The sequence below is a fragment of the Rhizobium sp. SYY.PMSO genome (assembly GCF_046840415.1).
Classification (GTDB): domain Bacteria; phylum Pseudomonadota; class Alphaproteobacteria; order Rhizobiales; family Rhizobiaceae; genus Rhizobium.
In genome coordinates, this window is record NZ_CP177351.1 from 834,360 (window position 1) to 847,263 (window position 12,904).

Genomic DNA, 12,904 nt, shown 5'->3' on the forward strand with positions numbered 1-12,904 from the left:
CCTCAGGCCATTCAGTTCCAGTCATCGGCTCTGGGATCCCACATCCTTACCTTGCAGCTTGCCGAGCAGCACCTGCAGAGCAGAACGCAAAACCTCCAGGTCCCTTTCGCCGAGGAGCTGTGCCCACTGTTCTTCGACGCGCTTGCCGGTGGCCATCGCGAGCGGACGTATCTGCTTTCCACGTTCCGTAAGGAAAACCAGGCGTGCTCGCTTGTCGGTTGGATGCCGCCGCCGCTCGACATAGCCTAGTTTCTCCAGTTCCTCCACGGCCTGCGCCATCGATTGCTTGCGCACGCCCGCCTTCACAGTCAGTTCAGACACCTGAATCCCTTCGTTCGGCACGAAGCTGAAGACATTGGCGTGATGTGGGCGAATGTCGCCGAAACCGCATTGGTGCAGCACCTCATCGACTGCCGACGCAAAATGCTGGTGAGCAAGCCGCAACAGGACGCCGAGCGAATATGGGGCAGGAATAGGCTCTGGAGACATATTGACAGGTACCTGTCTATTTAGTTTAGATAGACAGGTACCTTACTAAATCCAACTCAGGGAATTAAGCCATGCCTTCGCTGCAAGTTCTCAATTCCACAATCTTCTACCGCGACACCGGGACCGGAAGCCCATTCGTATTTCTACACGGCAATCCGACGTCGTCCCATGTCTGGCGAAACGTCATTCCGCATGTCGGCTCACCTGCCCGCAGCCTCGCTCCCGACCTCATTGGCATGGGTCACTCCGGAAAGCCGGAGATCGCCTACCGCTTCTCCGATCATGCCGAATATCTCGACGCCTGGTTTGAAAAGTTGGCGCTCGACCGAGTGATCCTCATCGGCCACGATTGGGGCGGCGCGCTCGCCATGGACTGGGCAGCTCACCATCCGGAACGTGTCCGGGGCATAGTCCTCATGGAGACGATCCTGCGTCCGATGACTTGGAATGATTTTCCCGACCAGCATCGGCACCGATACGAGTTGATCCGCACGGCAGGCATGGGCGAGGCCAAGGTCCTTGATGAGAACTTCTTTATCGAGCAAGCGCTCAAGGTAACCATTCGGTCCGGCCTGAGCGCCGAGGATCACGATATTTACCGGCAGCCTTATCCCACGCGAGAAAGCAGGCGTCCCCTGCTGGCCTGGCCGAGAGAAATGCCGATAGAGGGCGAACCCGGCGATACGGTGAGACGCATCGAAGGCTACGGCACCTGGTTGGCGAATTCGCCGGAAATCCCCAAATTGCTGCTGGTCTTCGACAATTCAGATGGAACCCTCATGATCGGACCGGAAATGTCAGGTTGGGCGCGGGAGAACATCTCGGCCCTGGAGGTAGAGGCATGCGGACCGGCTGCCCACATCTGCCCGGAAGATCAGCCGGAGATCATCGGCAAGGCCATCGCCGCATGGGCGGACCGTCATAAGCTACGTTGAAGCATGTAAGGATGCGATCACATTTGGCCATCTGCAAGGAGACTATCCAACAGCTATTATGGGACGAAACCGGTCCATATCAAAATCGCATGAAAGCTGCCTTGTCGCCTAGGGTTCGCGGTAGGGCGCTCATTGCTGAGTGTCCCGCCTGGATCCGCATTTGCGGAATTCCCGCATACGGCTACTACGAAGCGAACCGAGGAATTACCCCCTGTCGAAGAGCTGACTCCTTTGTTGGTTTGCGGCGTCGTTAGTCTTCACCATAAATGAACGATTGACTTGTAACAGCCGTAACATTTATATAGCGGCATGTTGAACACATGGATTCTTCTCACCTATAAAGTTCCCTCCGAACCGGCCGCCAAGCGCATCGCGCTCTGGCGCAAGCTGAAAGGCATGGGTGCCGTCTATCTTCAAAACGGGGTCTGCCTGTTGCCGAAGACCGACGACCATCTGCGGCGGCTGAAAATGCTGGAGAACGACGCCTTGGAAATGGGTGGTGAGGCGGTATTGCTCGAAACAGGACCGTTAGACCGGGCGCAAGAGGAAAAGGTCTTATCTCGCTTCAAGACCGATCGCGATGAAGAATATCGCGAGTTTTTGGGCAAGTGTGCCGATTTCGAAGCCGAGATCGCCAAGGAGACCGCGGCCGAGCATTTCACTTATGCCGAGCTGGAAGAAAACGACGTCGATCTGAAAAAGCTCCAGGGCTGGTTCGACAAGATCAGGAAGCTCGATTTCTACGGCGCGGCGCTCGCCAGCGAGGCCACCGAGCGGCTGAAGGGCTGCGAAACCCTGCTCGACGCCTACGCCAAGCGCGTCTTCGACGCCCACGACGAAAACAAATGAAGGGCGCTGCCATGACGCTGACCATCCTGACCTGGAACACCCTCTTTGCTGGTCGGGACGGCGCGGACGATCGCCGAGCGCAAACGCAGATCAATGTGATTTCGCAGATCAGGCCCGATGTCTTCCTGATGCAGGAGGCCAAGGGTTTTGACGCTGGCGGCGGCGCGCTGCTGCACGCGCTGGAATCGCAGATCGGAATGCGCGGCTTTCTCGCCGTTGCGACGCGCACCGGGCAGAACGTCGCGATCTTCATCCGCGAGCCGCTGCGGCCGCTCTCATTCGAGATGGACGGGGCAAACTTCCATCATGCCTTGGCAACGCTCAAGGTCGCGCTCCCCGGATCGGGCCAGCCGCTGACGCTCATCAGCGCGCATCTGTGCCCGAATGGCCCGGCCGTGAGGCGGCGCGAAGCGGCCTATCTCGCCGTACAGGCCGCTGCGGACTCCTATGCCCTGCTGACCGGCGATTTCAATTCCGCCTCGCCACACGATCCCGAACCGGAAGGCTTCGACGTGCTGCCGGCGCACCATCGCGCCCGCTATCTGGCCGAGGACCTCAAGGGGACCGATCGAAGCGTTCTCACTCATCTGGAAGCGGCCGGGTGGATCGACATAGGCCATGCGCTCGTCAAGGCAGTGACGCCGACCGTGCCAGCGGCCGCTTTCGCCGGCACCGAGTTCGCGACCATGCGCTGCGACTATGTGCTGGCGACCGCCGCGCTCGCCGCCGGCGCGAGCCGCTATGAAGTGATCCGCACCCCTGAAACGGACGCCGCTTCCGATCACTATCCGGTCGTCGCCACGTTCGAGGTTCCGGCATGAACGGGAGGCCTCATCATGTGGCTTCCGCAACTGGTCGATCGCGTCGGCCGAAACCATGTCCGGGCCTATTACCGGGGGGAAGCCGCCGACAGAAACGATGACGCATGGGCTTTCGAGGAAAACCAATCTCCGGCCCCGCTGCACAAATCCGAGGGCGAATCCATGACCGCTGAAAGCTCCGGCCTGCGACAGGCTGTCCTGATCGTCGCACTTCTGAACCTCGCCTATTTCGGCATCGAGTTTGCCATCGCCCTGTCGATCGGCTCCGTCGCGCTGTTTGCCGATAGCGCCGATTTCTTCGAGGACGCGGCCGTCAACTTCCTGATCGTCGCCGCTCTTGGATGGAGCGCCACGCGCCGGGCGCAGGTCGGCATGGTGCTGTCGGCCATCCTGCTCGCCCCGGCGCTCGCCTTCCTGTGGACGCTCTGGCAGAAGTTCAACGCACCGGTCCCGCCCGAAGCCGTCCCGCTCGCCGTTACAGGTATCGGCGCGCTCGTCATCAATCTCGTGTCGGCCTTTCTCATCGCGAGCCATCGCCACCACGGCGGGAGCCTCGCCAAGACCGCCTTTCTCTCGGCGCGCAACGACGCGCTTGCAAACGTAGCGATCATTATTGCTGGCGTCGTCACGCTTTACCTGCATTCCGTCTGGCCGGACGTGATCGTCGGTTTCGGCATCGCCTTCATGAACCTCGACGCCGCCCGCGCCGTCTGGACCGCCGCGCGCGAGGAACATCGGCTTGCCAAGGCCGAAGCTTGAAGTTGTCGCGGTCCAGCTCGTAACCGATCTTCTGGCCTTCGGCGAGATCGCGCATTCCAGCGCGTTCGACAGGGAAATGCGCACAAACGCATCGGCGCCACCGTAATCGTGCTGGTTGAAACCGAAGCCTTGGTGAATATGAATTGGGAATCGAACCGCCGTTCTCGCTGGGTAATCACAAGTCTTAAATTCTCTTTGCAAACTTAAAGATGTATGTACCTCGGCATTTTATGGCTAATTAACGAGTAATGCTTGCATGCGTCAAATCCTCGAACATAATCTCCTAAGCTGAGCTTTTGGCGTTTGGAATCTAACCATACCTATGGATCAGTTATCAGCTTTTGCGATCCCTCTGTCAGCGGAAGATCATCGCGAGCGCGTGCCTCGATAAACTGCTACCAATAAATACGGTCCACCGACCAAGCTTCCCAATAGGCCAGCCGGAATTTGATACGGAAACAGCAAATTGCGCCCAAGCCAGTCCGCGACAATCAATATAAGCGATCCAATAATTGCTGCACCTATGAGTTGATGACCGGCTCTTGCAAGACCAATTCGTCGTGCCAGGTGCGGCGCTAGAAGGCCTGCGAAACTGAGCGGCCCTACGACTAGCGTCGCGGCTCCCGTACAGATCGCTGCTATGATGATTAGAAAAATTCTCGCCGGCCTAATCGAAATGCCAAGCCCGACGCTGACCGCTTGCCCCAACGGCAAAATGGTCAGCCATCGCGTCAGATGAAACAGAACGATGCCCGATGCCAATAAGAAGAAGAAGGCCATACCTGCGTCGATGTTTGTAACCCTGTAGGTCGACCCGGAAAGCAGTGCGAGCGCCTGACTCAGTCTTGGGTTTCCACTCGCAAGTAAAAGTGCCGTCGCTGCGCTGGTGGATGACGCGATCGACATCCCGACAAGCAGCAGTCGCTCCGACGCCGCACCGTTGCGAAACGTTATGACGAGCATCAGAAGCAAAGCGAGCGCGGCACTACTCGACGAGGCTGTTAAAATTCCCAGTCGCGATGGATCGCCAACAAACATAAGAAAGAAAACAGCTCCTAGAGAAGCGGCGGAGGATATGCCCATGACCTCCGGACTTGCCATCGGATTTCCACTGACACGTTGTAAAATCGATCCGGCCATTGCAAGCATAGCGCCAGCGGAACCTGCAGCAATAATTCTGGGCAGACGCAGAGCCCACATCATCTCCATGGTTGTCCACGCGTCGACGCTCCACCGCCGCCCGGAATTCGAAACTGCCATCGCCAATAGCAATGCAAGAGCTGTTAAAATAAACATCCCAACGAACAGCATACGCGGATGCCTTTTTCGTTCATTGCTCTCCGACTCAAGTGAATAAATGTTCCCGTAGCTTTTTCCCATCAACCATAATAGTACTGGAGCACCGAGCAATGCGGTTACCGCTCCTGTCGGAAGCATCGTTCCGAATGCGCCGATGACGATGACGAACTGATCAGAACTCCACAATAGAAGCGCTCCCAGCAGTGCCGAACTGATGATCAAGCCATGCATCCGTCGATTGCCCGCGCCACGAGCGAGCGCCGGTGCGCCGATCCCAACAAAGCCGATGACGCCCACGGCACTGATCACGGAGGCTCCCAGGGCAATTGCCGGGATCAATGCCGATATACGAATAAAGCCAATCGGCACGCCCAGCGCCAACGCCCGCTCATCGCCCAAGGTCGCAATTGAAAGCGGGCGCGCGAGAAGCAGGATCGCAATGGTGCAAGCACCCACTTGTGGAATCAATTGGCGAACACCATCCCAACCGTTTTGATTGAGAACGCCGCTGCTCCAAAGAAGGACTGCTCCCATATCATCGCCGTGTAGGGCAGCAATCACAGCAATCAAAGTTCCCGCATAAAGCGAAACAACCAAGCCGCTCAAGATCAGACGAATGGGCAAAAACCTGCGATCAAAAGCCAGAAAGAGAACAAGCAGCGTTGCCACTGCGGCCCCGACCAAAGCGATGGTTTCTGTTCCCCAAACTAGAAGGGAAGGAAACCAAATAGTGACGATTGAGAGCGCCAATTGCGCTCCCGCACTGACCCCAAGCGTGGTCGGTTCCGCTAGGGGATTTTGAAGGATTTGCTGCAACGTAGCGCCGGAAATTCCCAGCGCCGCGCCGCATAGGAGCGACGTCACGACACGCGGCAGAAGTGAATACAGGAAAACGACTTGGGCCAAACTATCGGCAGAACCGTTTGCGATAGTCTTGAACCAAGATTGAAGCGGCAACTCGTTATTCAAATTATAGGCTGTCGCGACGGACGCCATCGCGAAAAGGAGTAAAACAACAGCTCGACTGCGTGCTTCGTGGCGCTGTTCAGTTTGCTCGGTCATATCGCCGTCGAAAGCAGGACGTCAGTTAGAAGGGGGGCGAACTGAGTTGCTGCCGGCAGGCCGCCGAAGACTTCGAAGCGCTTTATGGAGTAGACCCGATGTGCTTGAACGGCTGGTAAGCGCACCCAGAACGGGCTTTGTGCCAACGTCGCAAAAGCAGATTGCGTGATTGCACCATAATCGATGCTAACAATTGCCGCATCCGGCTGATCGGCCAGCCGTTCGATCCCGGCATTTGCGAAGCCGAACACATTGGTTTCACCGTGCCAAGCGTTTTCGACGCCAAGCCTAATCATGACGTCCCACATGAGACTGTTGCGGCCGTAAACAGTCATGTTTCGTCCATCGGGTGCTAAACCGATCAGGTAGACAGGCCGCCGCTTCCATGACGATAATTTTGAATGCGATAGTTCAAGTAAGTTCGCCTGCGCCCTGAGATAGTTTTGGCAGGCTTCCGTCCGACCTATCTCTGCGGCGAGTTTGAGCGTTTCTGTCTTAGCCCGTTCGAGCGTATCGGGCAGGCCAGTGTAAATCTGCAATGCATGGACCGCCGCAACGCGGCCCAAGACATTGCGGATATCGGCCGTGATCGTCGAGGTAACGATAAGATCGACGTTCATCTTCCGAATGACTTCCAGATTTGGCTCGGAAGGATCGCCACAATCGACAACGCCGTCAGGCATCGGCGGCTCCGTGCCCATGGCATCGAAGAACTCGCGCGAGACCGATACCAAAGGAACTAAGCCAAGCGCCAAGACGGTTTGAGCCGCTCCCCTGTCCGGAGCGGCTAAACGCGGAGACTGAAGCCCGGTTGCAAAGGTCGACCGGCGGACGAGGGGCAATAATGACATTCCCTTCAAGAGCGTCCGGCGATTGGTGAAGCTTGATCTATTCTGCCTCACCGGATCAATACTTTGCCCGCAGCGTTAGCATTACCTTGGCTGGGTCTCCCCATTTCACGCTGTGGCTCGCCGGTTGGAAATACTGCCGATCGAAGATGTTGGTTCCGTTCAGCGCAATCGAAACCTTGTCGCTGACATTGTAAGCGATACGAGCATCCACTGTGATATAACCGGGCTGCGTCAGCCTCCCCGTACGCGTTTCCGCATACAATTCGCTGGTTACATTGAGACCTGCTCCGACTTCCCACTTATTCAAGCGATCCGGTAGACGATAATTAGTCCAAATTTTGAAGAGATGGGTCGGCGCGATTTGAGAAAAATTCGAGCCGAAATCGTCTGTGCTATCCGCATCAAGATATTTGGAGTTATTGTAGGTGTAGCCGCCGAAAATCGTCAGTCCGTCTGCAATCTGTCCTGAAAGTCTCAGGTCGATGCCACGTGTTCTGGCTTTTCCCTGCGCGACGTAAAATGCGTCGAACGGGAAATTCGGATCCAGCACGGCCCGATTCTTCTGATTGATCTGGAACAGGGCAGCCGATGCAACGAGATCGCCGCCGAAATACTCGCCCTTCACGCCCACTTCATATTGTTGGCCTTCGATGGGATCGATGACAGCGTTATTGCTGCTGCGCTCCGTCTGCGGCTGGAAGATGCTGGAATAGCTTCCATACGCCGAATAGGTTTCATTCAGTTTGTAGACGACACCGGCATAGGGCGTGAATTTGCCGTCGTAGCGGTCATGCGTCGCATCATAATTATCGTAATTATAGACGGCGTCTGGTTCAAAGTCAGATCGCCACCATGTCACGCGGCCTCCGAGAATAACCGTCAGGGGATCGGTGATGCTGAGGCGAGTATTCCCGTAAATCCCAAATTGCGAGGTCTTGGTGCGATTTTCGTCGGTGTCAGTTGGCAGGCCAAGCCACACCGGCTTGGCATAGTTGAAATCAAAAACGTCGATCACTTGACTATTAAAGTCATCTCCGCCTGCGCCATAATATGTTGTTTGATGTTCGTCCATCCGCGAATAGTTTGCGCCGATGGTGAACTGATGGTTGCGGCCAAGCAGTTCCACCGGCCCGCTCGCAAAGACGTCAAACGACTTGTTGCTTTCACTACCATCTTTTTTGCCGGAGCCGATGGTTGCCAGATCGGTGGCAGGGTCGACGAGTGTGTAGATATCTGTCTGCAGAATGCTATTCTTCAGATAGCTGTAATCGCCGGTAAACTGCAATTTCCAATCATTATCAAAGGTATGTTCCAACGACGCAAAAACGTCGGTCGTTTCATATATATCTTTGTTCCAATCGCTACCAAAGTAATGAGAGCGGTCACCAACTGGCGTATTGTTGGAGTAAATTGGGCTTCCGACCCAGGTATCGTGATCGGTGCGCCTGCTGTAGCTGGCGCCAAGGCGCAACAACGTCTGTGGCGTGAGATCTGCTTCGATGGTCCCGAAAATCGCACGATCCTTCTTCCAGGTTCCGTCCTGAACCAGATCTCCGTTCAAGACGTCACCGACGATCCGGCCACGGACCGTTCCCTCTGGATTAATAGGGCCACCAACATCGAAAAGGGCTTTGCGTTCGCCACTCGAACCGACGCTAAGCTCCGTCGATGCGCTGAATTGATATGGTGCGCGTTTGCGAACCAGATTGACGACACCGCCTGGGCTTCCAAAACCATTGTAGAGACCGGCTGGGCCATCGAGAATCTCTACACGATCATACATGGCAAGATTGGGAGCACCGGTACTGGACGTCTGCGAAAGATTGGGGTTCGTCGATGTCGGCAGGCCATCGACCTGGATCGATCCGATGGGAAAACCACGTGCATAATATTGATAGCGCGATGAATCGCTTTGAAGAACCGTTACGCCAGGTGCTCGTTGAAGCGCCTCGTTCAACGTTTGGACATTTTGCTGTTGTATCTTCTGCTGCGTGACAACGGATATAGTTTGAGGAATTTCCCGTTGCGTCAGCGGCGTCTTAGAGCCAATGACCGTGGAAGGGTTCGGCATATCCGTAAAGGAGTCGCTCGTTGTACTCGTGGCTCGGACGGTGATGGGCTTTAATTCCGTCGCGCCGCCTTGCTCAAGTGTATTCGCTTCCGCCGGTGATCCTGCGCTAATCGTCGCGCTATTTGCACCGGTAAACCGGTAGGACATGCCTGTGCCGGTCAGGATTCGTGCCAACCCCTGCTCAGGCGTAAATTGACCACGGGCTCCGCCGCTTCGAAGCCCTTGAACTCGCGCGGTATCGTAGAAGACCTGGACACCTGCCTTGTCTGCAAAAGCCAGAATAGCGGAGTTCAAGCTTTGCGCGGGAATGTTGAGAGTTAAAAGAGCGGGAGCTTGTGACACTCGCATCGTCTTTTGTTGCGCTTGGGCTATACCACCCGGCCATGAAACCAAGAGCGCCAATAAGCTTGACGTCGCGATCATCCCGCGTGTCAACGGGCTGCTACCTCTATAATTCGTCTTCATACATGCCCCTACAATAGACCCGACGCGCCCCCTTGAACGTGTCGGGAAATAAGACGAATCTACTCATGTTTTTCGGTAAAACTTTTTTCCGGTTTTTTGCAGCGATCTGCGATCAGTACAAAACCGTGACAACCGGAGGCACCGAGGCTGTGCGCAGGTTCAATTCCGTGGCTATTCGACCGAGCGCAGTACCAAGGTCGCGTGTGTCAAAAACACCACTCACGCGGCGCAACGCGATATCTTTGTTCGCGATGACAATCCGTCCACGACGATAACGATTGAGTTCGGTGATCACTCTCGACAAAGGTACATCATCGAAGACAAGCCGACCGCGCCGCCACCCCGTCGCCTGTTCGATATCGACCTTCTCCACCGAACCCACACCGGCAGCTTCGGAATAGTGCACGCGACTGCCCTCCGGCAGCCTGATCGGCAATTGGTTTTCGTCGCGTGTCATGAGAGCAACATCGACCTGATGCTCAGCCACTATTACGTCCGCACCATCCTCGAGTCTATCAACGGAAAACTGCGTTCCGACGGCAGTTACCTGCCCGCCGGCACTTTCGACAATGAACGACCGTTTCTCTGATCCGGCCCTCGGTGCCGCTATGAAATAAGCGACACCTGAAAGAAGTTCTACACGGCGCTCCTCAGAGCTAAATCGGATATCGATTGCGGAATTAGGCCCAAGCTCGATCGTCGACCCGTCTACCAGCTTGATAAGTCGCTGCTCTCCCGGTTCAGTGTGATAGTCGGCCGTTAAAGCAATGATCGGATCGCCGACCCAATATGTTGTACCGCCGATGATAGCCGTCAGACACGCAGCAAGTGCTGCAACCGGGCCAAAGATGCGCCTTGATTTAGGTCTGAAATAGCCTTGAACAACGGGGGCAGTGAACGAAGTATCCTGATAATAGGCAGGTCTTGCACTTTTCTGTAAAGCAGCCGCTTCTGCCCAAACAGCGCTGGCTATGGAGAAGGCCCGTTCGTGATTTTCGCTTTTTGAAAGCCAAAGTCGGAATGCATGCTGATCAGATGACGATACTTGACCATCGAGGCGTACGACCCATTCGGCCGCCTCCATTTCAATCTTTTCGCCTTCGCTCTCAGAATTTAACACGTCGTACTTCCGTTTATTTGCACCCGCTATTTTTCTAAGACGTTTCATGAGGGCCTGCTCGGTAAAGAATGGCGGCAATTTATCGTCATCGGGGATTGCCCATTTTCCTGGTAACGTGAAAAAGTGCCTTGGCCAGATGTTTCTGGACGCTGCTGTCTGATATGGAAAGACGATTAGCGACTTCGGAGTAGGTCAGTCCTTCGACCCGGTTCAAAACGAAAATTCTTCTCGTGAGTTCAGGTAATTCTGCTACCGCATCACGCAAACGGCTAAGGCGCAGCCTCGCGTCTGTTTCGTCTTCCTGGGTTGGATGCTCGTCTCGAAATTCAGACAAAGATTCTGGGGGGACGCTATCGGTCTTTTGGCGCGATCGCTTCCGAACATGATCGATCGCAAGATTGTGCGCAGTGCGATACAGATAAGACCGATCATCTTTGACTTGCGCTGGCCCCTCACGTTTATGCTCTGCAAACCGGAGAAAGGTTTCCTGGGTCAGATCCGAAGCCAGGTCGGGATCGCGCAGTTTTTTTGTTAGATATGACTGCAGCTCTCGCTTATGGGCGACAAAGAGCTTCTTTAGCGCGGCGTCATCCACTGAAGGCACTCTTCCATTCTGCTTTAAGGACTACGTCACGCCCTCAAAAGTGGATTAATATAGTCATAATATCAGTTCAAGATGTGCATTGAAAGTTTTCCTTACCCGACCATTGCGCAAGCTTCCTTATGACCGACTTGTTCATAATCTCGATATGGAACCCGGCAACGCACGCCCCTGGAAAGGGTTCGCTAAACTTCCAAGAAGCGAGTTCACAGATGGTTCTAGGATCGTTCTCGTGGGAAAAAGCGACAAAGGCCCGCAATCTGGCGGTGTCATAAAGACGAAAGGGCGGCGCTTTCGCAAACAAAATGACGCGGGTGATCTGGGCCATGCTGGCGAAGAGTGGAAATTATCGAGTACCGGCATTGGCATGGCCGTGTGAGAGCATGCCTGAGCAACGTCGGGAAACGGGCGTGAGCAGGCAACGACCAGAATGGACGGATTATAGAACTGAACCGTGACGGACTTGCCCTTTAGCCTCGAGGGCTCGGCGACCACCGACAATCAGGCGATCGGAGCTTACCGGAAAGCTCCATATTTTTGCGTTGGTCGCCAACTCATGCAACATCACGGCGAGTGTCTGAACTATCGTGAAACCGCAGGCGAATTTCAAGTGCAAGGCAGAGTGATAAACTAACCGAGGCCTGAGCGGGACTACCGCGCCCACAGGCAGGAGAGTTCCGACAAAGTCACAGAGGGGCCGACATTCGCGGGCCTCTCTGTGCCGGATTCTTATACCTTTGCCTTGCGTCCACGCTTCGGCCTTTTTGCCTCCGTCCCGTCCCGCGCTGGTTTTGCTTCCGTTGCTTTCACATTGCTGGCTTCCGGCTCGCCGCCTTCGTCGCAGGCGCTTTCGTCTTCATCTTGGCGGTATTCAGAAGCGAGGCGCGACGCGAACGATTTTCTTCAAGCGCCTTCTGAAACGAAACGTCATGGTCAGCATGCTGGAGAAGATCATCAAGGAATTCCGCAACTTGGGCGGTGGTTTCCAGAACAACGTACTTTAGCCCCTGCCCTGCATCGATCGAGTCACGGCCGATGGTCTCGCCGAAGCCGCCGGGCACGCGCTGGAACCAGGTCGACCGCCACTTGGTGAAACCGGTTGCGTCACTCTCAAACTCGGCCAGATATGCCTTCTGCTCAGCCACCCTGACGCGGAAGGCGTCGACGGCGCTACGTGTGCCGGCCTTCGGCTTGTCAAACTTCCTGGAGGACCACTTTTCCAAAAAACTCGTCATTATGTTCGTCTCTTTTGTTGGTGTTCGTCATCAAACCAATTGCAATGCTTCGTGTCGATAAGGCAGCCATGCTCCTATCGATCCGAAGGTTTTATAGAATTGCCATATCATGGCAACATCGTGAGCCCGAGCAAACGGGCATGTGTCCAATAGGGATCATGGCCGTCATTCCTGCCGATATCGGCGGTTTCCAAATTTGAAGGATCGGCCATGACGTTTCACAGAAGCACCCCGTTCGGCAAAGTGCCCTGAAATTGCTGGCGTCGACGGGACTGCGTTATATTAGGAGGTAGAGAAAAGCCCTCAATTTTAGTCCTGACAGGAATTATGAAAGACGATTTCGGATC

Annotated in this window: 12 protein-coding genes and 1 pseudogene; 5 read left to right on the forward strand and 8 right to left on the reverse strand. The window is 55.3% G+C overall.

Translation table 11 applies throughout. From position 1 onward, the window contains the following. Positions 1–21 precede the first annotated feature (21 nt). A complete protein-coding gene (locus tag ACJJVH_RS30525; RefSeq protein WP_412065902.1) occupies positions 22–489 on the reverse strand; it encodes a MarR family winged helix-turn-helix transcriptional regulator in 468 nt (155 codons plus the stop codon). A gap of 71 nt (positions 490–560) precedes the next feature. Between ACJJVH_RS30525 and ACJJVH_RS30530 the strand changes: the two genes are divergently transcribed. The 4 genes from ACJJVH_RS30530 (at position 561) to ACJJVH_RS30545 (ending at position 3,853) form a co-directional block, all read left to right on the forward strand. Beyond that, on the forward strand, positions 561–1,424 hold the full coding sequence (locus tag ACJJVH_RS30530) for a haloalkane dehalogenase (protein WP_113452327.1): 864 nt from the start codon (positions 561–563) through the stop codon (positions 1,422–1,424). Positions 1,425–1,733: 309 nt separating this feature from the next. Then, positions 1,734–2,273 carry a Chromate resistance protein ChrB gene (locus tag ACJJVH_RS30535; protein WP_412066286.1) on the forward strand — a complete coding sequence of 180 codons (540 nt, stop codon included), beginning with the start codon at positions 1,734–1,736 and terminating at the stop codon, positions 2,271–2,273. After that, on the forward strand, positions 2,270–3,094 hold the full coding sequence (locus ACJJVH_RS30540) for an endonuclease/exonuclease/phosphatase family protein (RefSeq protein ID WP_412066287.1): 825 nt from the start codon (positions 2,270–2,272) through the stop codon (positions 3,092–3,094). Before ACJJVH_RS30535 ends, ACJJVH_RS30540 begins: the two co-directional genes overlap by 4 nt. Before the next feature lie 162 nt (positions 3,095–3,256). Next, positions 3,257–3,853, forward strand: coding sequence for a cation transporter (locus ACJJVH_RS30545; protein ID WP_412066949.1), 597 nt, complete (start codon positions 3,257–3,259; stop codon positions 3,851–3,853). On the opposite strand, the pseudogene ACJJVH_RS30550 reads toward ACJJVH_RS30545, so the two are convergent. The 6 genes and pseudogenes from ACJJVH_RS30550 to ACJJVH_RS30575 all read right to left on the reverse strand — a co-directional run bounded on the left by ACJJVH_RS30550 (position 3,777) and on the right by ACJJVH_RS30575 (position 11,316). Then, a pseudogene (locus tag ACJJVH_RS30550) lies at positions 3,777–3,997 on the reverse strand (cold-shock protein). The gene ACJJVH_RS30545 and the pseudogene ACJJVH_RS30550 sit on opposite strands and share 77 nt — an antisense overlap. 222 nt (positions 3,998–4,219) lie before the next feature. Next, positions 4,220–6,214: a Fe(3+)-hydroxamate ABC transporter permease FhuB gene (gene fhuB, locus ACJJVH_RS30555; protein ID WP_412066288.1), complete on the reverse strand. Its 1,995-nt coding sequence runs from the start codon at positions 6,212–6,214 to the stop codon at positions 4,220–4,222. Further along, entirely contained in the window at positions 6,211–7,065 is an 855-nt protein-coding gene (locus tag ACJJVH_RS30560; RefSeq protein WP_412066289.1) for an ABC transporter substrate-binding protein, read from the reverse strand. The genes fhuB and ACJJVH_RS30560 overlap by 4 nt, the downstream gene beginning before the upstream one ends. Before the next feature lie 55 nt (positions 7,066–7,120). Next, positions 7,121–9,601, reverse strand: coding sequence for a TonB-dependent siderophore receptor (locus ACJJVH_RS30565; RefSeq protein ID WP_412066290.1), 2,481 nt, complete (start codon positions 9,599–9,601; stop codon positions 7,121–7,123). 112 nt (positions 9,602–9,713) lie between these two features. Further along, complete coding sequence (locus ACJJVH_RS30570) at positions 9,714–10,769, reverse strand: FecR family protein (RefSeq protein ID WP_412066291.1); 1,056 nt, start codon at positions 10,767–10,769, stop codon at positions 9,714–9,716. 37 nt (positions 10,770–10,806) lie between these two features. Further along, positions 10,807–11,316, reverse strand: a complete 510-nt coding sequence (locus ACJJVH_RS30575) for an RNA polymerase sigma factor (RefSeq protein ID WP_412066292.1) — start codon at positions 11,314–11,316, stop codon at positions 10,807–10,809. Positions 11,317–11,404: 88 nt separating this feature from the next. On the opposite strand from ACJJVH_RS30575, the gene ACJJVH_RS30580 reads away from it, so the two are divergent. After that, positions 11,405–11,701: a hypothetical protein gene (locus ACJJVH_RS30580; RefSeq protein WP_412066293.1), complete on the forward strand. Its 297-nt coding sequence runs from the start codon at positions 11,405–11,407 to the stop codon at positions 11,699–11,701. Between the two features lie 427 nt (positions 11,702–12,128). Here ACJJVH_RS30580 and ACJJVH_RS30585 read toward each other — a convergent pair whose 3' ends face one another. Continuing rightward, positions 12,129–12,557 (reverse strand): hypothetical protein, encoded by a 429-nt coding sequence (locus tag ACJJVH_RS30585; RefSeq protein WP_412066294.1) that lies wholly within the window; start codon positions 12,555–12,557, stop codon positions 12,129–12,131. Positions 12,558–12,904 lie beyond the last annotated feature (347 nt).

What these genes read in the sequence shown, in the direction of transcription:
- ACJJVH_RS30525 (WP_412065902.1), bottom strand. Translation starts at nt 489, where the DNA reads ATGTCTCCAGAGCCTATTCCTGCCCCATATTCGCTCGGCGTCCTGTTG.
- ACJJVH_RS30530 (WP_113452327.1), top strand. Translation starts at nt 561, where the DNA reads ATGCCTTCGCTGCAAGTTCTCAATTCCACAATCTTCTACCGCGACACC.
- ACJJVH_RS30535 (WP_412066286.1), top strand. Translation starts at nt 1,734, where the DNA reads ATGTTGAACACATGGATTCTTCTCACCTATAAAGTTCCCTCCGAACCG.
- ACJJVH_RS30540 (WP_412066287.1), top strand. Translation starts at nt 2,270, where the DNA reads ATGAAGGGCGCTGCCATGACGCTGACCATCCTGACCTGGAACACCCTC.
- ACJJVH_RS30545 (WP_412066949.1), top strand. Translation starts at nt 3,257, where the DNA reads ATGACCGCTGAAAGCTCCGGCCTGCGACAGGCTGTCCTGATCGTCGCA.
- fhuB (WP_412066288.1), bottom strand. Translation starts at nt 6,214, where the DNA reads ATGACCGAGCAAACTGAACAGCGCCACGAAGCACGCAGTCGAGCTGTT.
- ACJJVH_RS30560 (WP_412066289.1), bottom strand. Translation starts at nt 7,065, where the DNA reads ATGTCATTATTGCCCCTCGTCCGCCGGTCGACCTTTGCAACCGGGCTT.
- ACJJVH_RS30565 (WP_412066290.1), bottom strand. Translation starts at nt 9,601, where the DNA reads ATGAAGACGAATTATAGAGGTAGCAGCCCGTTGACACGCGGGATGATC.
- ACJJVH_RS30570 (WP_412066291.1), bottom strand. Translation starts at nt 10,769, where the DNA reads ATGAAACGTCTTAGAAAAATAGCGGGTGCAAATAAACGGAAGTACGAC.
- ACJJVH_RS30585 (WP_412066294.1), bottom strand. Translation starts at nt 12,557, where the DNA reads ATGACGAGTTTTTTGGAAAAGTGGTCCTCCAGGAAGTTTGACAAGCCG.